Raw genomic sequence first — 18,592 nt, 5'->3', positions numbered from 1 at the left:
GGCCGCGCGTCTGCATCGGCGCCTCCCTGGCCATGACCGAGGCGGTGATCGTGCTCTGCGAGATCGCCCGCCGCCATCGCCTGAGGCTTGCCGATCCGGCCGCCGTCGCCATGAAGCCGCGCATGACGCTGCGCCCGATGGGACGAATTGGGATGGAGCTGCTCGCCAGGGGCTCTTGACCCTGCGGCCCTGGGCGGTCAGGTTCCGCGCGGACCAGACGGCCGGGCGATCGCGGCTGCTTTTGCAGTCGAGGAAAGTCCGGGCTCCACGAAATGACGGTGCCGGCTAACGGCCGGCTGGAGTGATCCAAGGGACAGTGCAACAGAAAGCAGGTCGCCCAGTCCTCGGACTAAGCCTTCGGGCAGGCGAAATTGAAAGGGTGCGGTAAGAGCGCACCGCGCCTCCGGCAACGGCAGGCGGCACGGTAAACCCCACCGGGAGCAAGACCGAATAGGGGCGGCGCGCAGCTTGACTGCTAGGCCTGTTTCGGCTGAGACCGCCCGGGTTGGTTGCTTGAGGACCGGAGCAATCCGGTCTCTAGAGGAATGGTCGCCACTTCCTTTCGGGGAAGGACAGAACCCGGCTTACAGGCCCTCTGGCAATGGGATCGAACGATAGCGGCGCTCTGGCGACCGAATTTTAACCCTGCCGGGGTGGTTTTCACCCCGCGCTTTCCCTAATTGGAAATGATGGCAAGAAGCAGCCGATCCAATGACTGGGGCTTTCCCCGCTGGCGCAGCTATGGCGCATCGCGTGAGGCGCAACAGGTGCGTTTATGCGACCGGCATGGGTGCGACAAGCCGGGCGACTGCCCCGCGCCCAAATCACCCAACAGCCGTGAGCGCTGGTATTTCTGTTCCGACCATGCGGCGGAATATAACAGGAACTGGGATTATTTTCAGGGCCTTGACCGCGAGGAGCGCGAACAGCGGGAGCGTGCCGAGCGGCGCGATGCGGGCGGGTATCAGAACAGCGCCTATCATGGCTGGGGCGGACCCGGCGACGGCAGCCGCTCGCGGGACGAACTGCATGCGCTCAAGGCGCTCGATCTGGAGGATGACGCCGATTTCGAAGCGGTGAAGAAAAGCTGGCGGCGTCTGGCCAAGGAATATCATCCGGATGTGAAGCCCGGCGATGCGCAGGCGGCGATCCGGTTCCAGACCATCCAGGCCGCTTATGAAGTGCTGCGCGCAGCGGAGGATCGGCGGACATGGAAACCGCAGGAGCGCGCGGATTGAAGGATCATGTCCGCTCGAACTGGGATCATGCCGTCCTCATCTGCCGCAAATGTTCCCGGAAGCTGGACGGCGGTTTCGGCCCCGATGGCGACGAGCGGCTGGCCAAGGCGTTGCGCCGCCATCTGTCGCTGAAAAAGGGGCGCAAGGCGTCGGCCGGGATCGTCGAGGTCAATTGTCTGGGAGTTTGCCCCAAGGGCGCGGTCACTGTCGTCAATGGCGCGCAGGCGCGGCAATGGTTGCTGGTGCGGCCCGGCAGCGACCTGGATGCGTTGGCAAGCGAACTGACGCTTGCGCCCCGCGCATAACGCAGGCCGCGGCGCCGCTTCAGCCGGCGGCGCGGCGAACCGTCGCGGCGGTTCCCAAATTCCGGTTAAGCAATGGCAGCAGCGTCCCTTCTTCCCTGTCTATCCGGACGATGAGCATGCGCAGAATCTCGCGCGTCTCGTGGCAGAAATCGGGCCATTCGCGCGACACCCGATCGTCGTTCCAGCGCTTCATATAGGCAGAAAAATCATCCGCCAGCGGACCCATCTCGACCTGAAGCCGCTGCGCGATCTGGCGAAGCTGTTCGTCGGCCATGCGCTGCACGCCGGGATAGAAGATCCGGTCTTCCAGCGCCAGATGCGCCATGAGCACGCGGGCGAACTGCCAGCGCAGCGCGCCGACGCTCTGGGGGGAGTGTTCGTCGGCGACCGCTCGCGACAATTGTCCCGCCACCATGTGCAGTTCTTCATGCTGCCTGCACAATTCGGTGAGATCCATAGCCGCTTCCCTCTTTGCCCCGCACCCATAGTGCGAGCCTTGCGTTAACAAAGGATTGTGCGAAGCGTCGCCCGCATGAAAAAGGGCCGCCCGCCGCGTTTTCCGCAGCGGACGGCCTTTCAGGGCGCATTCAGAACAGGCGCCGTCGGCCCTGAATGGAAACGCGACCGGTCCCGGTTTTCAGGCCGGCTGGTCGGCCCGGCTCACGCCTTCGCCGTCGAGGTTCAGCGCGACGAAATCCCAGTCGATCGCTTCCTTCAGCAGCTTTTCGGCATAGCTGGGGCGCAGGTTGCGATAGTCGATATAATAGGCATGTTCCCACACATCGAGGATCAGCAGCGGCGTGTGGCCGTGCGCGACCGGCGTGTCGGCGTCATGATAGCTGGTGACTTCCAGCTTGCCGTCCTTCAGGATCAGCGCGGCCCAGCCGCTGGCGAAATGGCCGACGGCCTCCGCCTTCAGCTTCTCGACCAGCGCGTCGACCGAACCGAAGCTCTCGTTGATGAGGTCGAGCAGCTTGCCGCTGGGCTGCTTCTTTTCAGGCGACAGCGACAGCCAGTAGAATGTGTGATTCCAGATCTGGCCGACCTGGTTGAACAGGCCGCCCTTGCTGGTCTTGATCAGCTCGACCAGCGACTTGCCCTGCAGCGCGGGGTCGGCCGCGATCAGTTCATTGGCCTTCACGACATAGGCATTGTGATGCTTGCCATGGTGAAAATCGAAGGTTTCGGGCGAAAGAATGTCGCCAAATGCATCCTTGGCATAAGGAAGGGGGGGCAGAACAAATGCCATGTCGGAACTCCTCGGTTCGTGATGGGATGGCCGCATAACGATGGTGCGACCGGAAGGCTCCCAGCCCCTAGCAGGCTTATTGCACCGCCGAAAACAGGATATTTTCTTTCAAGAGCGCGGAAATATCCATGTGACAGGGGCTGAACGATGACATAGAATCATCGGTCAGGCCGCCCGGAGAATGCGGCGGTCATCACTATGGGGGTAGGGTCATGGCAAAATTCTTCGGCAATCTTCATCTTGTTCTGGCCGCGGGGCTGTTGTTGGCCATCGTCGTGATGTTCGGCGCGCATGCGGGAATGGTTGACGCCAACACCATCTTCCGCTGGCTGCACCTGTTCTTCGGCATTACCTGGATAGGGCTGCTCTATTATTTCAACTTCGTGCAGATCCCGACCATGCCGACAATCCCGGCCGAGCTGAAACCGGGCGTTTCGAAGCATATCGCGCCTGCCGCATTGTTCTTCTTCCGCTGGGCGGCGGCTTTCACGGTGCTGACGGGCCTGATCGTGGCTTGGCTGGCGGGCTATATCCATCAGGCGTTGCTGGTGCAGGCGCCCTATACGCTGATCGGAATCGGCATGTGGCTGGCGCTGATCATGGCGTTCAACGTCTGGTTCGTGATCTGGCCGAACCAGAAGAAGGCGTTGGGCATCGTCCCGGCCGAGGACGCGGTGAAGGCGAAGGCGGCGACCACCGCGATGATGTTCAGCCGCATCAACACCCTGCTGTCGCTGGCGATGCTCTATTGCATGGTCAATTTCAGCTGATTGAGAAGGGGATGGGCGCGTCAGGGCGCCCATCTTCATCCCTGCGGCGGGGTCGTTTCGCCGATTTCCTCGCTGTCGAGCTTCTCGCCCAGATTGAGGCCGTGGCGCATCAGCATCGGGATATTGGCGGCGGCGAAGACGACCGACACGATCGTTACGCCCCATACCTTGACGGCGAGCCAGCTGTCGAAGCTCATCGAGCGGCGCATCACCTCATTGGCGAGCGCCATGGCGACGAAGAAAAAGGCCCAGTTGCGCGACAATTTGCGCCAGCCGGTTTCGGTGAGGCCGTCATAAGCCGCCTGCAGCAGATATTTGAGCAGCGGCTTGCCGCGCATCAGGCCCGCGAACAGCATCAGCGCGAAGAAGCTGTAGATGATGGTCGGCTTGATCTGAATGAAGCTCTGGTCGCGAAAATAGATGGTAAGGCCGCCGAAGAACAGGATCAGCAGCGCCGACAGCCAGAGCATGGGCGACACCCGGCCGAGCTTCACCTTCGAAATGAGGACGGCGACGATGATCGCGGCCATGAAGGCGGCGGTGCCGAACATCATCGCGGTGATCGGGTTACCCGATCCCCAGATCCAGCCCGCGCCCTTATAGCTGAGGAAGAACACCAGCAACGGCCCGAAATCGAGCGCGAGGCTGAGATTGCCGCCATGGGCGGGCTTCCTGGCGTCACCGGGCATAGGCCGTCCCCGCAATCGCCCGCGCCATGTCGCCCGGATCGAAGGGGCGCAGGTCCGCGATCTTCTCGCCGACGCCGATGGCATGGATGGGCAGGCGGTATTTCTCCGCCGCCGCGACCAGCACGCCGCCGCGGGCCGTACCGTCCAGCTTGGTCATGACCAGCCCCGTCACCTGTGCGAACTCCTTGAAAACCTCGATCTGGCTCAACGCATTCTGTCCCGTGGTGGCGTCCAGCACCAGAACAACGTCATGCGGCGCCGCCGGGTTCAACCGGCCCAGCACGCGGCGGATCTTGGCCAGCTCGTCCATCAGCTCGGTCTTGTTCTGAAGGCGGCCCGCCGTGTCGACGATCAGCACGTCGATGCCGGTGGCGGTGGCCTGCTTGACCGCGTCGAAAACGATGCCCGCCGCGTCGCCGCCTTCCTTGCCCGCGACGATCGGGATGCCGAGCCGTTCGGCCCAGACCTTCAATTGCCCGATGGCGGCGGCGCGGAACGTGTCGCCCGCCGCCAGCATCACGCCATAATCCTGTTCGAGGAAGAGGTTGGCGAGCTTGGCGATGGTGGTGGTCTTGCCGGAGCCGTTGACGCCGATGACGAGGATGACCTGCGGGCGGGGGAAAGCCTCTATCTCCAGCGGACGCGCGACCGGGGCGAGGACCTTCTCGATCTCCTCCGCGATGATCTCGCGCAGATATTCCTCGGTCAGTTCGCGGTTGTAGCGGCCTTCCGACAGCCGGTCACGCACGCGGGCGGCCATGGCCGGGCCAAGGTCGCTGACGATCAGCGCTTCCTCGATCTCGTCCAGAGTCTGTTCGTCGAGCGCGGCCTTGGTGAAAAGGCCGGTCAGATTCTCGCCGAGCTTGTCGGATGTGCGCTTGAGGCCGCCGAAGAGGCGATCGCGCCAGCTGGTGCCGGGTTCAGTCATTGCTGCGCCTCTTGCGCGATCAGCGCGCCATTCTCAAGGCCCGTGATGGTCGCGCGGACGATAGAGGAGGGGGATTGCGCCTTTGCGAAGCGCACGGGAGCGAAGTTTTCGGCATGGCCGGAGAGGCCGTTGCGCTCGACCAGCACGGATTGTTGCGTGCCGATCAGGCTTTGCAGCCATCCGGCTCGCTGCCCTTCGCAGGCCGAGCGGAGACGGGCGGCGCGGGTCTTGATAATGGCGCGGTCGACCTGCGGCATGCGGGCGGCGGGGGTGCCGGTGCGCGGCGAATAGGGGAAGATATGGCCGTGGACGATGGCGCATTCCTCGATCAGCTTCAGGCTGTTTTCGAACATCGCCTCATCCTCGGTGGGGAAACCCGCGATGATGTCGGCGCCGATGCTGATGTCCGGGCGGGCGGCTTTCAGCCGTTCCACGATGCGGATCGCGTCGGCGCGGCCGTGGCGGCGCTTCATGCGCTTGAGGATCATGTCGTCGCCCGCCTGAAGCGAGAGATGGAGGTGCGGCATCATGCGCGGGTCATGGGCGAGCAGGTCGAAGAGGCGTTCGTCAATCTCCACGCTGTCGAGCGAGGACAGGCGCAGGCGGGGAAGGTCGGGGATGCCCTTCAATATGCGCTCGATCAGCAGGCCCAGCGAAGGCGCTCCGGGGAGGTCCGGGCCATAGCTGGTGACGTCCACGCCGGTCAGGACGATTTCCCTGTACCCCGCGTCGACCAGTTCGCGGGCCTTGTCGATGATCGCGCCTGCGGGGACGGAGCGGCTGTTTCCGCGGCCATAGGGGATGATGCAGAAGGTGCAGCGATGGTCGCAGCCATTCTGTACTTCCAGGAATGCGCGGGCATGTTCGGCAAAGGCGCTGGCCATATGCGGCGCGGTTTCGCGGACGGCCATGATGTCTGAGACACGCAGCCTGCCGTCGCCGGGGGCGAAGGATGCCGCCTCCATCTTCTCCCGATTGCCGATGACCGCATCGACTTCGGCCATGGCGGCGAACGTCTCCGGCTCGGTCTGCGCCGCGCACCCCGTCACCATGATTCGCGCATCGGGCCGGTCCCGCCGCGCCCGGCGGATCGCCTGCCGCGTCTGGCGCACCGCTTCGGCCGTCACGGCGCAGCTGTTGACGACGATCAGGTCATCCTGCGCGCCCGCCATTTCGCGAATCGCCTCGCTCTCCGCGATGTTGAGGCGGCAGCCCAGCGTGATGATCTGCGGCCCGCTCATATCAGAAGCGCGCCCAGTCAGCCTCGCCGTCAAAGACATGGGTGGCGGGGCCGGTCATCAGGATGTGCCCGCCCGGCGCCCAGTCGATCACAAGATCGCCGCCGGGCAGGGTTACGCGTGTCGGCCCGCTCACCAGCTTGCGCCGCACTGCCGCCACGGCCGTCGCGCAGGCGCCGGTGCCGCAGGCCCGCGTCAGGCCCGCGCCGCGCTCCCAGACGATCAGGCGGATATGATTTTCGCCGACGATCTGCGCGAAATTGACGTTCACCCGCGCCGGGAACAGCGGGTCCGTCTCGATCAGCGGCCCCAGATGGCCGAAGTTCACATCGTCCAGATCGTCCACGAAGAAGATGACATGCGGATTGCCGACATTGACGGCGACGGGCGAGGGCAGGTCCTCCCAGCTCACCGGCATGGTCAGCGTGTCCATGGCATAGGAAAGGGGTATGGCGTCCCATTCCAGCCGGGGTTCGCCCATGTCGACGCTCGCGCCGCCATCGACGCCCTTGGCGTCCAGCAGCCCGGCCTTCGTCTCTATCAGCACGTCCCGCCCGACGAACAGGGGGACGCAGCGGGTCGCGTTGCCGCAGGCCTCGACTTCGCTGCCGTCGCTGTTGAAGATGCGCATCGACACGTCGGCGCGCTCCGAATCCCCGATCAGGATGAGCTGGTCGCAGCCGATCCCGGCATGACGGTCGGCAATGGCCATGGCGCGGGCCTCCGTCATGTCGAGCGCGGTTTCCCGCGCGTCGATCACGACGAAATCGTTGCCCAGTCCATGCATCTTCGAAAAACGGCCCATAGTGGGCGCGCATGTAAGGCCTGCGCGGGCAAAAGGCCAGCCTATCCCGCGTTCAAGGATGCCCGCCCGCGCCCATAGAGGAAATAGACGCCAAGGCCGATGGCGTTCCAGACCAGGCAGGCCAGGATGGTCTTCACCGGCAGGCTGATGAACAGATAGGCGCAGCCGCCGATCGCGCCGAGGCCCACCAGCCATCCCGCCGGGGTGCGGAAGGGCCGCTTCATGTCGGGCATCCGCCGCCGCAGGATCAGCAGGCAGGCGCCCACGGCGGTAAAGGCGATCAGCGTCCCCGCATTGGCGAGCGCGGCGATCTCATCGATGGGCAGCACGCCTGCGATGATCGCGACCAATAGGGCGGTGACGCCGGTGATCCGGGCGGGCGTGCCGCGCTTCGAAATCAGGGCCAGCCGCTGCGGCAGGAAGCCATCGCGGGCCATGACGAGGAAAATGCGGCTCTGCCCGTAGAGAAAGCCGAGCAGCACCGTCGGCAGCGCGATCACCGCCGCGATGGCGACGATTCGGGCCACCTGCCCCTGTCCCATTTCGCGCAGGATCAGCGCCAGCGGTTCCGGGCTGTCGGCAAAGCGGGCGAAGGGCATCGCCCCGATCGCCGCTGCCGCCACAGCCACATAGATCAGCGTGCAGGCGATCAGCGATCCGACGATGCCGATGGCAAGGTCCCGGTCCGGGTTCTTCGCCTCCTCCGCGGCGGTCGAGATCGCGTCGAAGCCGTAAAAGGCGAAGAAAATGATCGCCGCCGCCGCCATGACGCCGCGCTCGACCCCGTCCGGTCCCATCGTCTTGGCGAAACCGAAAGGCATGAAGGGGGTCAGATTCTGCGCGTCGAAGGCGGGCAGGGCGATGGCGACGAACAGGCTCAAGGTCGCGATCTTGATGAGGACGAGCAGCGAGTTCAGCCGCGCGCTTTCATGCGTGCCCAGCATCAGCAGCCCGGCCACCACGGCGATGATGAAGATGGCGGGCAGGTTGACGAGGCCGCCCAGTTCCGGCCCGCGGGTCAAAAATTCGGGGAACCCCACCGATGTCAGCAGCGGCGCGGCATAGCCCGACCAGCCCACCGCCACGGTCGACACCACCAGCGAATATTCCAGGATCAGGCTCCATCCCACGATCCAGGCAATGCCTTCGCCCAGCACCACATAGCTGTAGCTGTACGCGCTCCCGGCGGCGGGCATCATGGTGGACAGCTCCGCATAGGCCAGTGCCGCGCAGGCGCAGATGGCGCCGGCAATGGCGAAGGACAGCAGCACCGAAGGCCCCGCCCGATCCGCGCCGACGCCGATCAGGGTCAGGATGCCCGTGCCGACGATCGCCCCCACGCCCAGCGCCAGCAGATGCGGCCATGACAGGGTGCGGGCCAGTCGCTGCCCGTCCTGCGCGGGCATCGTCGCCTCCATCGGCTTGCGGCGCGTCCAGCTCATGGCCGTATCTCCTTTGCATGTTTCGCCGGGGATGCCCGCATCCGTCGCGCCCCTATGTCATCCAGATCCTGTCGCGCCCGCCATCAATGGCGCGGCTTCAGGGCGTCGGCCAGCGAAACGGTGGCGCTGCCGCGGCGAGCCGGCCGAGGCTGGCTGGGATCATGTTTCCAGCCGCTCAGATACAGGATCGCCATCTGTTCCCCGGTTCGCCCGTCGGCGTCGGCCGCCGCGGCAAAGTGCTGCGCCGCGCCGATCAGCGCTTCCCGCCGCAGCGCGGGCGGCCGCGAGGTCAGCACGTTGCCCGCGCCCATGCCGCGCAGGTCGTGCATCAGCCGAAGCATGTCGCCATAGCGCACGGTCAGCATGTCGCTGTCGGCCACGGGCATGGTGAAGCCGGCGCGGGAGAGCAGGTCGCCCGCCGAACGCACGTCGACCTGCGGATGGATATGCTGTCCCGGCCGTTCGCCTTCGCCCGCCATCAGCGCCGCCCGCAGCCGGGGCAATGTGCCCGCGCCGGTAAAGGCTGCCAGCATCAGCCCATCGGGCCGCAATATCCGCCGCATCAGGATCAGCGCGCCGGGCAGGTCGTTGACGCTGTCGAGCGTGCCGCAGGCGATCACCAGATCGAAGCTCTCATCGGCGAAGGGCAGGGCGTCCTCGTCCGCCTGCACGCCGCCCTGCGCCCTGGCTGCCGCAAAGCCGGGATCAGCGCAGACGACGCGCTTGCCCATCGCCTCCAGCGCGGTCCGGGCGCTGCCGTCGGGGCAGCCGATCAGCAGCACCTCCTGCAGATCGCGCTGCACATCGGCCAGCCGGTCGAGCAATTCGTCCAGCATCGCCCGGTAGAGAAAGTCATGATCGGCGAACCGCGCCAGCATCCGGTCGCGCCGTCTGGCGCGCAATGCGCGGTCGAAGATGTCGGCGTTGGTCATGGCGGGCCTTGTGCATTGGCGAAGGAGCGGGAACAAGGGAGATGATGTCCCACGCATTTTTCCGCAAGACCGGGCCGCTTTTCAAGACCGTGCTGCGTCCGGCGCTGGATTATGCGCTGCCGCCGCGATGCCCCGGCTGCGGCGTGATCGTCGATGCGGACGACGCCTTCTGCCTGACCTGCTGGAGCGGCATGCGCTTTCTGGGCGCGCCCTGTTGCGCCCGATGCGGCGTGCCGTTCGAATTCGACCAGGGCGAGGGAGCGGAATGCGGCGCCTGTCTGGCCGATCCGCCGCCTTTCGACAGTGCGCGGGCGGTGCTCGCCTATGGCGATGTGGCGCGGGCGGTGGCGCTGCGGCTCAAATATGGGCGGCGCATCGGCCTTGCCCGGTTGATCGCGGGGCAGATGGCGCGGCATGTTTCCGAACTGGAAGGCGCCGTGATCGTCCCGGTTCCGCTGCATCGCTGGCGATTGTGGTGGCGCGGGTTCAACCAGTCGGCGCTGATCGCCGGGCATCTGGCACGGCTGACCGGGCTGGCGGTGGATCATCACGCGCTGCTGCGCACGCGTCGGACGCTGCCTTTGCGCGGCATGCCCCCCAAAGCGCGGGCGAAGGCGGTCAGGGGCGCGTTCGCGCTGGCGCCCGGCCATGGTCTCAAAGGACGGGCGGTGCTGCTGATCGATGACGTGCATACCAGCGGGGCGACGGCGTCCGCCTGCGCCCGCGCGCTGAAACGCGGCGGGGCGGCGAGCGTTCACCTGCTGTGCTGGGCGCGGGTGCTGCCAGATTGACAAAAGCCGGCCGAGCCACAATTTCGGGTGCCAAGGAGTTTTGAGACAGATGGCAAAGGTTGAGATCTACACCAAGGCGTGGTGCGGCTATTGCGCGCGGGCCAAGGCCCTGCTGCAGGGCAAGGGCATAAAGTTCGAGGAATATGACATCACCATGGGCGGTCCCAGGCGCACCGAAATGCTGGAGCGCGCCAATGGCGGGACCACCGTGCCGCAAATCTTCATCGACGGCGCGCATATCGGCGGCAGCGACGACATGGCGGCGCTTGAACGGCAGGGCAGGCTCGACGCGCTGCTGGGCCTCTGACAGCCATGCGCGCCGCGATCTTCCAGATGACCAGCGGGGTCGACCCCGCCGCCAATGCCGCCGCCATCGTCGAGATGGCCGCGCGGGCGAAGGGCGAGGGGGCGGACATGCTGTTCACCCCGGAAATGGCCGGCTATCTGGACCGCGACCGGCAGCGGGCGGCGGCGACGCTGCGGTCGGAGGCGGACGATCCGGTTCTGGCCGCAGTGCGCGAGGCGGCGGCAAAACAGGGGCTTTGGGTGCATCTCGGCTCCCTGCCGCTGAAGGATGAGCGCGCCGATGGGCGCTGGGCCAATCGCAGCTTCATGATCGACGGCAGCGGCGACATCCGGGCGCGCTACGACAAGATCCATCTGTTCGACGTCGATCTGGCGACGGGCGAGAGCTGGCGCGAATCCTCGGTCTATGGGCCGGGCGAGCAGGTGGTCGCCGTCGATACGCCCTGGGCGCGCATGGGGCTGTCGGTCTGCTACGACATGCGCTTTCCCGATCTTTACCGATCGCTGACCAATGCGGGGGCGACGGTGCTGCTGATGCCGGCCGCCTTCACCGTGCCTACGGGCAAGGCTCACTGGCACATATTGCTGCGGGCGCGGGCGATCGAGGCGGGCTGTTTCGTCGTCGCCGCTGCCCAGAGCGGTCATCACGCCGACGGCCGGGATACCTATGGGCACAGCCTGATCGTTGACCCATGGGGGGACATTGTCCTCGATATGGACGAAATGGCGGGACTCGCTCTTGCCGACATCGACATCTCGCGCATAGAGGACGTGCGCGGGCGGGTGCCCGCGCTCGCCAACCGGCGATCATTGCCCATGGATGTGACAGTGTCGTGATCGTTTTCGACCTCAAGTGCGAATCCCAAGGCCATGTGTTCGAGGCATGGTTTGGCTCCAGCGCCGATTATGAAGAGCAGAAGGTGCGCGGTCTGCTCAGCTGTCCGCTGTGCGGCGACATGCAGGTCGGCAAGGCGGTCATGGCTCCGGCGGTCGCGCCCAAGGGCAACAGTCGGCCTGAGCTTCCGGCGCAGGTGGCGCCCTCCGATGGCGCGTCGATCGCCATGGGCGCGGGCGAGGAAGCGAAGATGCGCGAACTGATCCAGTCCCTGGCGCAGGCGCAGAAAAAGGCGCTGGAAGGCTCCACCTGGGTTGGCCGCGGTTTCGCCGAACAGGCTCGCGCCATGCATTATGGCGAACAGGATCGTAGCAGCATCCATGGCGAGGTCGCGCTGGAAGAAGCGCGGGCGCTGATCGCGGAAGGGGTGGAGGTTGCGCCGCTGCCTTTTCCGGTCGTTCCACCCGAAGTCAAGAATTGACCGCACCGTTCTCGCAGAATAGAGCCGTCACCGCGCGCCCATAGCTCAGCAGGATAGAGCGTCGGATTCCTAATCCGAAGGCCACAGGTTCGAATCCTGTTGGGCGCACCATCATTTCAAGGCTTATCAAGCCGCGCCAGTCGGGGGCGAAAGCGGTCGGCCGTTTCGTCTGACGTTCGCCCCGTCACCCCTCCCGCGCGACCTGAAAGCCGGCGAAGGACTGGGTGACCGGCATCAGTTCGATCCGGTTGAGGTTGAGGTGCGGAGGCTGGGTAGCGACCCAGAACAGGGTTTCGGCAATATCCTCCGCCGTCATCGGATTGGCGGTGCCGTAGAGCGCGTCGGACGCCGTCTGACTGCCGGTGCGGACCAGGGTGAATTCGGTTTCCACCATGCCCGGCTCGATCGACGTGACCCGGACGCCGGTGCCGTGCAGGTCCGATCGCAGGCCAAGCGAGAACTGGCTGACGAACGCCTTGGTGCCGCCATAGACGTTGCCGCCCATATAGGGATAGGTCGCCGCGACCGAGCTCAGGTTGATGATCGCGCCCCTGCGTTCGATCAATAGCGGCAGCAGCTTGTGGGTGATGGTGACGAGACCGGTGATGTTGGTGTCGATCATCTGCTGCCACTGGGAGAGATCGGCCTGCTGCGACGGAGCCGTGCCCAGTGCCAGACCGGCATTGTTGATGAGCAGATCGATGGCGGCAAAATCCGCTGGCAGGCCCGCTATCGCGGCGTCGATCGCCGCGCCGTCGCGCATGTCGAAGCTGATCGGATGCGCCATGTCCGCGCCGAGTTCGGCGACCAGCGCGTCCAGCCGCTCGGCCCGGCGGCCGGTCACGACCACTTTCCAGCCCGCCGCCACAAAGCGCCGCGCCGAAGCTGCTCCAATGCCTGCCGTTGCGCCGGTGATGAAAGCGGTTCCTGCCATGGTCGGGTCCATCCTTTGATTGCAATGGCCGGCGATTTAGGCATGAATTGCGTGGTGCCAAGCGCCAATTTTCAGGCAATGGTCACGACGCGGGCATTGCCGCTGCGGTCAAGCGGCTTCACCACCACCTTGTCGCCCATGCGGTCGAAGGCGATATCCACCCGCGCTTCGCCCAGCCGCAGGCCATAGAGCGTCAGCTCGTCCAGAAATCGGGGCAGGGCCGGTTCGCGCAGGGAAATCTCCGCGCTGTGGACATCGAAGCCGAGACCGAGGCTCGACTGGATCAGCGACAGTAGCGCGGCGGCGGACCATGCCTGCGGGCTGCAGGCGACGGGGTAGAAGGTCGGCCCCTGCGCTCGGCGGCGCGGAAAACCGCAGAACAGTTCAGGCAGGCGCATGAGGTCGACATAGGTTGCGGCCGCGAACAGCCCCTCGAAAATCTGCGCCGCTTCCCGCCTGTAGCCGTAGCGCGAGAAGCCTGCGGCGATCATCGCATTGTCGTGCGGCCAGATCGAGCCATTATGATAGCTCATCGGATTGTATCGCGCTTCGGTCGAGGCGATGGTCCTGACGCCCCAGCCGGAAAAGGAGGCTGGCGCCATCAGCGTGCGCACCACGGCTTCCGCGCGGTCTTCGCGCGCAAGGCCAGTGAAGAGCACATGACCCGCGTTGGAGGAGCGGACGCGGCAAGGCCGTTTGTCGCCATCCAGCGCCAGCACGTAGGTTCCAAGACCCGCATCGAAAAAGGCGGCGTCGAACCGTTCCCGCAACTCTTCGGCCTGCTTGCGATAAGTCAGTGCCCTGGCCGGATCGCCCAGCGTTGCATGGATCGCCTCCGCCGCCGTCCATGCGCCATAGACATAGGCCTGGACCTCTGCGAGCGCGATCGGGCCTCGCGCAATCGAGCCATCGGCGTGGAAGACGGAATCATGACTGTCCTTCCAGCCCTGATTGATCAGCCCCTGATCGGTAAAGCGGCCATATTCGACGAATCCGTCGCGATCGCGGTCGCCATGAAGCTCGATCCAGCTCAACGCCGCCTCGATATGCGGCAATATGGCGGCGATGAAGCCGCTGTCGCCCGTGCGCTCCAGATAGGCGCCCGCCAGCATCACGAACAGGGGCGTCGCGTCGATGCTGCCATAATAATGGCGGAACGGCACCTCGCCCAGTTCCGCCATCTCGCCATGACGGACTTCGTGAAGGATCTTGCCGGGTTCGGCATCGGCGGCGGCATCGAATTCGCTGGCCTGATGCGCGGCGAGATAGCCCAGAACTCCCTTGCTGATCGCCGGGTCCAGCCACAGCGTCTCCAGCGCGGTGATGATGGCATCACGTCCAAAGACGGTGCTGAACCACGGAATTCCCGCATAGGGATAGGGACCATGATCGGTGTCGGTCGACAACATGGTGATGTCGGCGACGGATCGCCGTGCGACCTCGTTGAAAAGCTGGTTAGAAGATTGCACGGTCGCGCCGCGGGATCGCGCCTGTTTCAACGCCTGCATGGATTCCCGCAGCCGCTTGAGAAAATGCTTGGACAGGGCACCGCCCGGCTTTTCCGTCCGCTCGCAGCAGATCTGGATATAGAGGGTGCGACGCTCTCCCGGAGGAACCGCCACATCGAACCGGACATGGCTGTCGGTCAGGTGCTGCGGCGCGGGATCGAAGCGCAGATGGGTTTCGCGCACCTTGCCATCGCGCCCTTCATAACCGAGCAACACTTCGTCCGTGCCCACCACCGGATCGCGCATCGCGCCCCGCCGCAGCCGGGTCATGCCGCGTATCTCGAACAGATCGGCGAAATCCGCGGCGAAGGCGAGGTTCAGGCTCACCATCCGTTCCTCGATGTCGAAATTGCGGATGGTGATCCGCTCATGCACGGCGCCTTTCCAGAGGAAGCGAGTGCGGCGCAGGTGAATGAGGTCGTGCTCTACCGCCACCCGACCGTCCGGGCCGGTAAAGTCCGGATTGGTGAGATCGCAGGTCAGCAGCGCATTATCGTCGCGAAGCCCTGAACTCAGCAGCATCGGCCGGGTGCCGTTGATGGTGAGGTAGAGATGCGACAGATGCCGCGTGTCGCGGTGATAAAGCCCCTCGGGACTGCCCGGCCCGGAAATGGCATCGCCGCTATGGTCAAACACGGCGAAACTGTCGCCGTGTTTCAGGGTGCGGGGGCGCCGTTCATGCAGGGACGCGGTGGCGGGAATGAAGAACTGGGTTTGCACCTGCGAGAGATTTTGCCCAGGCTCGATCGACGGCACGCCTTCGATCGGCGAAACGTCCGGCTGCAACTGGCTTGCCGACATGCCCTTCTCCTATCCCACGGCCTGAAGTTCCGCTTCCTCCCCGCGCAAGCGGCGCAGCAGCGCCGCTTCGGTTCTCGCACCGGGCAGACCATGATAAAGCTGGACATAATCGGCCGCCATCCTTTCTGCCGTGAAGCGTGCGTCAAAAGCGGCGCGCACAAGCCGGCGGTCGAGATGGCCGAGTTGCCTGACGGCTTCGACGGCTTCATCCTCGCTCTCCACGATGAAGCCTGAGCGGCCATGCTCTATGACTTCGGGCACCGAGCCGCAGCGGAAGGCGACGACCGGCGTGGCGCAGGCCATCGCCTCGATCATCACCAGACCGAAAGGTTCGGGCCAGTCGATGGGGAAGAGAAGGGCGCTGGCCTTGCCGAGAAAATCCGCCTTCTGCGCCTCGTTGATCTCCCCGATGAAGCTGACGTTGGGAAAACGCTCGATCAGGGGAGCGATTTCCGCTTCCCAATAGAGGCGATCCACATTGTCGACCTTTGCCGCGATCCGCAGCGGCAGGCCGCTCCGGGCCGCGATGCGGATGGCCCGGTCAGGCCGCTTTTCGGGCGATATCCGCCCCAGAAACGCAAGATAGCCGTCGCTCGTCTGCGGTCGCGCGGGCAGGAGTCCGGACGGCAGGCCGTGATGGATCGTTCCCGCCCAATTGACCGGAGGCATGGGCAAGCGTTGATGATCGGAAATCGACACCAGACTATGGTCGGGGAAGGCCCGGTAGAAGGCCGGCAGATCAGGCAGGTCAAGCCGTCCGTGCAGGGTCGTCACCGCGCGCCCGATAAAGTCCTGCACCAGCGGCATGTGGATGAGATCGATGTGGAAATGCAGGGCGTCGAACTCGTCGGCGCGCCGCCGCACCGCATCCAGCAACATCATATGATAGGGGATGGGGTCGCGCACTGCCGGGTTCAGCCGCAGGGCCATGTCCGTGACCGGGACCAGTTCCGCCGCCGTCACCGAATCGCCGCTGGCGAACAGGGTCACGTCATGGCCCTGACGGACCAGTTCCTCGGTCAGATAGGACACGATCCGCTCCGTGCCGCCATAGAGGCGGGGCGGCACGCTTTCGGCAAGCGGGGCGATCTGCGCAATTTTCATGGTCGGGCATTCCTCTCCTGAACCGCGCCATCCACGATCCCACGACGTTGCAGCGGGCGCACGTCCTAAAAGCGCGTGGTGCCCGGAGGTTGCGGCCTCTTGCTCCAGATTAAGGCGATTTTTGCGAACGGGGCGATGATTCGGCTGATCGCCGGAAAGGGGCCGTCGGCATCATTTTTCGGATGGCTGACTTCGGACTGACATAGACCCTTCCTAAAAAGGGAGCATCGAAAAGCGGGCTGGCCGGTCTGAAGAGGGCGGCCGTGGCCTGGAGCGATTCCAGGCGATCGGAACCGGTCGCTGTTTCAGGAATCGCCGAAAACAAGAAATCCGGAGCGGCGATCCGATTCAACCGGATCGAAACCCGCTCCAGAAAATATGGAGAGTAAGTTGACGATCCTCACGATCGATTTCGAGGCGTCCTGCCTGCCCCGCCATGGCCTGTCCTATCCGATCGAGGTCGGCGTTGCCGGGAATGGGCGGGCGCAAAGCTGGCTGATCCGGCCGCACGAAAACTGGGCCGGATGGCATTGGTCGGCGGAGGCGGAACGGCTGCATGGCCTTACCCTCGCCCAGGTGGAACGCGAAGGCCTGTCAGCCGAAACCGTATTTGCCGAACTGGTGGCGGCCGCCCACGGGCATCGTCTGGTGGCCGACAGCGTGATCGACCAATATTGGCTGGAGACACTGGCCGACGCGGCAGGGCAGGCCACGCCCTTCATGATCGACCATGTCTCTCTGTTGCTGGACGAATACGGCGCGGGCGAGCGACGGATCATGCAGGCGGTCGGCTTTGCCGATGCGCAATATCCGGTGCGGCACCGCGCGGCGAGCGACGCCCTGTGGCTGTCGGCGCTGCTGGATCATCTGTTGGACAGGCGGCACCAGCCGCCCCATATTGCCGCGCCGTCGCTGACTGGAAAATGCTTGAGCAATGATTTGTAACATTCGGCAAATTACGGAGACATTCACGCCGCCTAAACCCGGACCAACCATTTCCGGTCGTAAAGGAGAAGGCCCCATGATCCTCATCCTCGCATCGGGCGCCGCGGCGCTGGCCGCCGCGACCCCGATCCACAGCGCTGAAATCACCCACGCGTCGAATGCCTACACGGCGAGCTACCAGACGGCATCGACCATTCACGTTCGTGAAGTCGAATCGCGTTTCGCCAATCGTCCTTCGGTGCCGGTGTGCCGCTGGCAGGCCGAACTTGTGGTGAACCGCGCGGTCGCGGCGCAGGGCCGCCCGATCGCCGCCGTCGCCAAGTCGATCCACCGTTTTGCGCCTCTGTCGGGCAGTCATGCGGGCAAATGCACCGCCGCCCGCAGCCAGATCGAGGCGGAGGTCGCCCGCTATTCGGTGGCCCAGTCGGTCCACGCCACCGCCATTGCACAGCAGGACCGCGCGGTCCTCGTAAACGAGCTTGACGGCATCCAGGCGCTGTCCCGAAAAGGTGCCGTGACAGGCGGATGAGTCCTCCGCTCATACTGATCGCCGATGCCCAGCAGGAGACGCGCCAGCAGGTGCGCCAGTCGCTGGAGGAAAACGGGTTTCATGCCCTGCCAGCCGCCTCGGCGAGCGATATCTGGAACGCCATGGACAGCATGCCCGTCGGCGCGGTCGTGCTGGACGCAGCCCTGCGCGGCCCGGACGGCATGGACCTGTGCCGGGACGTGCGGGAGCGCAGCGATGTTCCGATCATCCTGGTCGGCGCCAACAGCAGCGAGGTCGATCGCGTGGTCGGGCTGGAACTGGGCGCCGACGATTATATGGCGAAACCCTATTCCACCCGCGAGCTGGCCGCCCGGCTGCGCGCGGTTCTTCGCCGCGGACGCAGCGAACGCGCCCTGGGAGCGCGTCGTCCGACGGAGGCGCACTTCGACGGCTGGGTCGTCAATTCCTCCCGCCGGGAGGTGATCGATCCCGATGGCGCGAGGGTGGAGCTGACAGCGGCGGAATTTTCCCTCCTCCTCGTGTTGCTGGATCATCCGCAGATCGTCATCGCCCGATCGCGCCTCATGGAGCTGGCCGGGGTACGCGATACGCCATCCTCCGATCGCAGCGTCGATGTGCTGGTCAGCCGGCTGCGGCGCAAGCTGGGCCGTGGCGGGCGGTCTGCGCCGATCGTGACGGTGCGGGGCGGCGGATATATGTTCAGCGCCGTTGTCGACCGGCGCTGAACGGCGGTTTGTTGCTGATCTATTGCACTGTTTTTAATGGAAAATCGGACGAACC

At 65.1% G+C, this 18,592-nt stretch carries 21 protein-coding genes, 1 tRNA gene and 1 other RNA gene; 12 read left to right on the top strand and 11 right to left on the bottom strand.

From position 1 onward, the window contains the following. Positions 1-213: 213 nt before the first annotated feature. From rnpB to ACFC3J_RS10520, 3 genes are all read left to right on the top strand, one after another. Positions 214-603: RNase P RNA component class A (gene rnpB / locus ACFC3J_RS10530), an RNA gene on the top strand. An 86-nt stretch (positions 604-689) separates the two neighbouring features. After that, positions 690-1,238: a J domain-containing protein gene (locus tag ACFC3J_RS10525; RefSeq protein ID WP_375196122.1), complete on the top strand. Its 549-nt coding sequence runs from the start codon at positions 690-692 to the stop codon at positions 1,236-1,238. Beyond that, positions 1,211-1,543, top strand: a complete 333-nt coding sequence (locus ACFC3J_RS10520) for a (2Fe-2S) ferredoxin domain-containing protein (RefSeq protein ID WP_375196120.1) — start codon at positions 1,211-1,213, stop codon at positions 1,541-1,543. The genes ACFC3J_RS10525 and ACFC3J_RS10520 overlap by 28 nt, the downstream gene beginning before the upstream one ends. 19 nt (positions 1,544-1,562) lie before the next feature. On the opposite strand, the gene ACFC3J_RS10515 is transcribed toward ACFC3J_RS10520, so the two are convergent. Together ACFC3J_RS10515 and ACFC3J_RS10510 are read right to left on the bottom strand one after the other, a co-directional pair. Continuing rightward, positions 1,563-2,000: a hemerythrin domain-containing protein gene (locus tag ACFC3J_RS10515; protein WP_375196119.1), complete on the bottom strand. Its 438-nt coding sequence runs from the start codon at positions 1,998-2,000 to the stop codon at positions 1,563-1,565. Between the two features lie 180 nt (positions 2,001-2,180). Next, positions 2,181-2,792: a superoxide dismutase gene (locus tag ACFC3J_RS10510; protein ID WP_375196118.1), complete on the bottom strand. Its 612-nt coding sequence runs from the start codon at positions 2,790-2,792 to the stop codon at positions 2,181-2,183. Positions 2,793-3,004: 212 nt separating this feature from the next. Between ACFC3J_RS10510 and ACFC3J_RS10505 the strand changes: the two genes are divergently transcribed. Beyond that, positions 3,005-3,562, top strand: a complete 558-nt coding sequence (locus ACFC3J_RS10505) for a urate hydroxylase PuuD (RefSeq protein ID WP_375196117.1) — start codon at positions 3,005-3,007, stop codon at positions 3,560-3,562. Between the two features lie 35 nt (positions 3,563-3,597). Here the strand turns inward: ACFC3J_RS10505 and ispZ are convergent, their stop codons facing one another. The 6 genes from ispZ to ACFC3J_RS10475 all read right to left on the bottom strand — a co-directional run bounded on the left by ispZ (position 3,598) and on the right by ACFC3J_RS10475 (position 9,596). Further along, a complete protein-coding gene (ispZ, locus tag ACFC3J_RS10500) occupies positions 3,598-4,251 on the bottom strand; it encodes a septation protein IspZ (RefSeq protein ID WP_375196116.1) in 654 nt (217 codons plus the stop codon). After that, positions 4,241-5,179: a signal recognition particle-docking protein FtsY gene (gene ftsY / locus ACFC3J_RS10495; RefSeq protein ID WP_192667592.1), complete on the bottom strand. Its 939-nt coding sequence runs from the start codon at positions 5,177-5,179 to the stop codon at positions 4,241-4,243. Before ftsY ends, ispZ begins: the two co-directional genes overlap by 11 nt. After that, positions 5,176-6,420: a tRNA (N(6)-L-threonylcarbamoyladenosine(37)-C(2))-methylthiotransferase MtaB gene (gene mtaB, locus ACFC3J_RS10490; RefSeq protein WP_375196115.1), complete on the bottom strand. Its 1,245-nt coding sequence runs from the start codon at positions 6,418-6,420 to the stop codon at positions 5,176-5,178. Before mtaB ends, ftsY begins: the two co-directional genes overlap by 4 nt. Position 6,421: 1 nt before the next feature. Beyond that, on the bottom strand, positions 6,422-7,222 hold the full coding sequence (dapF, locus tag ACFC3J_RS10485; protein WP_375196114.1) for a diaminopimelate epimerase: 801 nt from the start codon (positions 7,220-7,222) through the stop codon (positions 6,422-6,424). A 41-nt stretch (positions 7,223-7,263) separates the two neighbouring features. Further along, a complete protein-coding gene (locus ACFC3J_RS10480; RefSeq protein ID WP_375196113.1) occupies positions 7,264-8,664 on the bottom strand; it encodes an amino acid permease in 1,401 nt (466 codons plus the stop codon). Between the two features lie 83 nt (positions 8,665-8,747). After that, positions 8,748-9,596, bottom strand: a complete 849-nt coding sequence (locus ACFC3J_RS10475; RefSeq protein ID WP_375196112.1) for a class I SAM-dependent methyltransferase — start codon at positions 9,594-9,596, stop codon at positions 8,748-8,750. Positions 9,597-9,637: 41 nt separating this feature from the next. Between ACFC3J_RS10475 and ACFC3J_RS10470 the strand changes: the two genes are divergently transcribed. From ACFC3J_RS10470 to ACFC3J_RS10450, 5 genes are all read left to right on the top strand, one after another. After that, complete coding sequence (locus tag ACFC3J_RS10470; protein WP_375196111.1) at positions 9,638-10,387, top strand: double zinc ribbon domain-containing protein; 750 nt, start codon at positions 9,638-9,640, stop codon at positions 10,385-10,387. Between the two features lie 49 nt (positions 10,388-10,436). Continuing rightward, positions 10,437-10,694, top strand: a complete 258-nt coding sequence (grxC, locus tag ACFC3J_RS10465; RefSeq protein WP_375196110.1) for a glutaredoxin 3 — start codon at positions 10,437-10,439, stop codon at positions 10,692-10,694. 5 nt (positions 10,695-10,699) lie between these two features. Next, entirely contained in the window at positions 10,700-11,530 is an 831-nt protein-coding gene (locus tag ACFC3J_RS10460; protein ID WP_375196109.1) for a carbon-nitrogen hydrolase family protein, read from the top strand. Beyond that, positions 11,527-12,009: a DUF1178 family protein gene (locus tag ACFC3J_RS10455; RefSeq protein ID WP_375196108.1), complete on the top strand. Its 483-nt coding sequence runs from the start codon at positions 11,527-11,529 to the stop codon at positions 12,007-12,009. Before ACFC3J_RS10460 ends, ACFC3J_RS10455 begins: the two co-directional genes overlap by 4 nt. A 34-nt stretch (positions 12,010-12,043) precedes the next feature. After that, positions 12,044-12,120 (top strand) — tRNA-Arg (locus tag ACFC3J_RS10450). Between the two features lie 73 nt (positions 12,121-12,193). On the opposite strand, the gene ACFC3J_RS10445 is transcribed toward ACFC3J_RS10450, so the two are convergent. From ACFC3J_RS10445 to ACFC3J_RS10435, 3 genes are all read right to left on the bottom strand, one after another. After that, positions 12,194-12,943 (bottom strand): SDR family NAD(P)-dependent oxidoreductase, encoded by a 750-nt coding sequence (locus tag ACFC3J_RS10445; RefSeq protein WP_375196107.1) that lies wholly within the window; start codon positions 12,941-12,943, stop codon positions 12,194-12,196. Between the two features lie 71 nt (positions 12,944-13,014). Continuing rightward, positions 13,015-15,252, bottom strand: coding sequence for a glycogen debranching N-terminal domain-containing protein (locus ACFC3J_RS10440; RefSeq protein WP_375196106.1), 2,238 nt, complete (start codon positions 15,250-15,252; stop codon positions 13,015-13,017). 9 nt (positions 15,253-15,261) lie between these two features. Next, entirely contained in the window at positions 15,262-16,356 is a 1,095-nt protein-coding gene (locus ACFC3J_RS10435) for a glycosyltransferase family 4 protein (protein ID WP_375196105.1), read from the bottom strand. A 378-nt stretch (positions 16,357-16,734) separates the two neighbouring features. Here ACFC3J_RS10435 and ACFC3J_RS10430 point away from each other — a divergent pair, with 378 nt between their 5' ends. From ACFC3J_RS10430 to ACFC3J_RS10420, 3 genes are all read left to right on the top strand, one after another. Then, entirely contained in the window at positions 16,735-17,301 is a 567-nt protein-coding gene (locus ACFC3J_RS10430) for a hypothetical protein (RefSeq protein ID WP_375196104.1), read from the top strand. Positions 17,302-17,377: 76 nt separating this feature from the next. Next, complete coding sequence (locus ACFC3J_RS10425; RefSeq protein WP_375196103.1) at positions 17,378-17,830, top strand: hypothetical protein; 453 nt, start codon at positions 17,378-17,380, stop codon at positions 17,828-17,830. Beyond that, positions 17,827-18,537 carry a response regulator transcription factor gene (locus tag ACFC3J_RS10420; RefSeq protein WP_375196102.1) on the top strand — a complete coding sequence of 237 codons (711 nt, stop codon included), beginning with the start codon at positions 17,827-17,829 and terminating at the stop codon, positions 18,535-18,537. Before ACFC3J_RS10425 ends, ACFC3J_RS10420 begins: the two co-directional genes overlap by 4 nt. Positions 18,538-18,592: the final 55 nt, after the last annotated feature.

The sequence above is a fragment of the Sphingobium sp. genome (assembly GCF_041987595.1).
Taxonomy (GTDB): Bacteria; Pseudomonadota; Alphaproteobacteria; order Sphingomonadales; family Sphingomonadaceae; genus Sphingobium.
Note: the sequence above shows the minus strand (reverse complement) of the source record. Positions and strands in the feature narration are given on the sequence as shown.

Bases quoted from the DNA above. Each gene is read 5' to 3' on its own strand.
- ACFC3J_RS10525 (WP_375196122.1), top strand. From the start codon at position 690: ATGGCAAGAAGCAGCCGATCCAATGACTGGGGCTTTCCCCGCTGGCGC.
- ACFC3J_RS10520 (WP_375196120.1), top strand. From the start codon at position 1,211: ATGGAAACCGCAGGAGCGCGCGGATTGAAGGATCATGTCCGCTCGAAC.
- ACFC3J_RS10515 (WP_375196119.1), bottom strand. From the start codon at position 2,000: ATGGATCTCACCGAATTGTGCAGGCAGCATGAAGAACTGCACATGGTG.
- ACFC3J_RS10510 (WP_375196118.1), bottom strand. From the start codon at position 2,792: ATGGCATTTGTTCTGCCCCCCCTTCCTTATGCCAAGGATGCATTTGGC.
- ACFC3J_RS10505 (WP_375196117.1), top strand. From the start codon at position 3,005: ATGGCAAAATTCTTCGGCAATCTTCATCTTGTTCTGGCCGCGGGGCTG.
- ispZ (WP_375196116.1), bottom strand. From the start codon at position 4,251: ATGCCCGGTGACGCCAGGAAGCCCGCCCATGGCGGCAATCTCAGCCTC.
- ftsY (WP_192667592.1), bottom strand. From the start codon at position 5,179: ATGACTGAACCCGGCACCAGCTGGCGCGATCGCCTCTTCGGCGGCCTC.
- mtaB (WP_375196115.1), bottom strand. From the start codon at position 6,420: ATGAGCGGGCCGCAGATCATCACGCTGGGCTGCCGCCTCAACATCGCG.
- dapF (WP_375196114.1), bottom strand. From the start codon at position 7,222: ATGGGCCGTTTTTCGAAGATGCATGGACTGGGCAACGATTTCGTCGTG.
- ACFC3J_RS10480 (WP_375196113.1), bottom strand. From the start codon at position 8,664: ATGAGCTGGACGCGCCGCAAGCCGATGGAGGCGACGATGCCCGCGCAG.
- ACFC3J_RS10475 (WP_375196112.1), bottom strand. From the start codon at position 9,596: ATGACCAACGCCGACATCTTCGACCGCGCATTGCGCGCCAGACGGCGC.
- ACFC3J_RS10470 (WP_375196111.1), top strand. From the start codon at position 9,638: ATGATGTCCCACGCATTTTTCCGCAAGACCGGGCCGCTTTTCAAGACC.
- grxC (WP_375196110.1), top strand. From the start codon at position 10,437: ATGGCAAAGGTTGAGATCTACACCAAGGCGTGGTGCGGCTATTGCGCG.
- ACFC3J_RS10460 (WP_375196109.1), top strand. From the start codon at position 10,700: ATGCGCGCCGCGATCTTCCAGATGACCAGCGGGGTCGACCCCGCCGCC.
- ACFC3J_RS10445 (WP_375196107.1), bottom strand. From the start codon at position 12,943: ATGGCAGGAACCGCTTTCATCACCGGCGCAACGGCAGGCATTGGAGCA.
- ACFC3J_RS10440 (WP_375196106.1), bottom strand. From the start codon at position 15,252: ATGTCGGCAAGCCAGTTGCAGCCGGACGTTTCGCCGATCGAAGGCGTG.
- ACFC3J_RS10435 (WP_375196105.1), bottom strand. From the start codon at position 16,356: ATGAAAATTGCGCAGATCGCCCCGCTTGCCGAAAGCGTGCCGCCCCGC.
- ACFC3J_RS10430 (WP_375196104.1), top strand. From the start codon at position 16,735: ATGGAGAGTAAGTTGACGATCCTCACGATCGATTTCGAGGCGTCCTGC.
- ACFC3J_RS10425 (WP_375196103.1), top strand. From the start codon at position 17,378: ATGATCCTCATCCTCGCATCGGGCGCCGCGGCGCTGGCCGCCGCGACC.
- ACFC3J_RS10420 (WP_375196102.1), top strand. From the start codon at position 17,827: ATGAGTCCTCCGCTCATACTGATCGCCGATGCCCAGCAGGAGACGCGC.